Raw genomic sequence first — 455 nt, forward strand, 5'->3', positions numbered from 1 at the left:
CCGTGGCGGCGGCGGACAGCGCACCCGACTGGGGCGGGCTGGCCGGCACGCCGTAGCCTCGCGGGAGGGCCCCCGCCGGTCGTCTCAGAGCAGGCGGTCGAACCAGCCGTGGACGTCGCGCTGCGTGACGTTGCCGCCGCACACGACGAACCCCAGCGAGACGTCGCCGGAGGCGCGGTCGATGAGCCGGCGCGCCGCCGGCACGAGACAGCCGGTCGCCGGCTCGACCCAGACCTTCGCCTCCTCGGCGAAGGCCACCATCCCGCGCGCGGCCTCGGCGTCGGACACCACGACGACCCGCTCGACCAGGGCGCGCACATGGTCGAGCGTGAGCTGCGCGAGAGCGCCAGCAGGCGACGCGCTGAGTTCCGTCGTGCCCTGTCGATCTACCTGGACCTGGTGGCCATGTCGATGCAGGCCGGGCGCGGACACGCTGAAGCGCTCCCAGCCGCGGC

At 74.9% G+C, this 455-nt stretch carries 1 protein-coding gene; it reads right to left on the reverse strand.

From position 1 onward, the window contains the following. Window positions 1-84 precede the first annotated feature (84 nt). On the reverse strand, window positions 85-455 hold a 371-nt coding region (locus I6F37_RS39550), incomplete at its 5' end, for a pyridoxal-phosphate dependent enzyme (protein ID WP_225154310.1).

The organism is Bradyrhizobium sp. NBAIM08 (assembly GCF_020193935.1).
GTDB classification, from domain to species: domain Bacteria; phylum Pseudomonadota; class Alphaproteobacteria; order Rhizobiales; family Xanthobacteraceae; genus Bradyrhizobium; species Bradyrhizobium yuanmingense.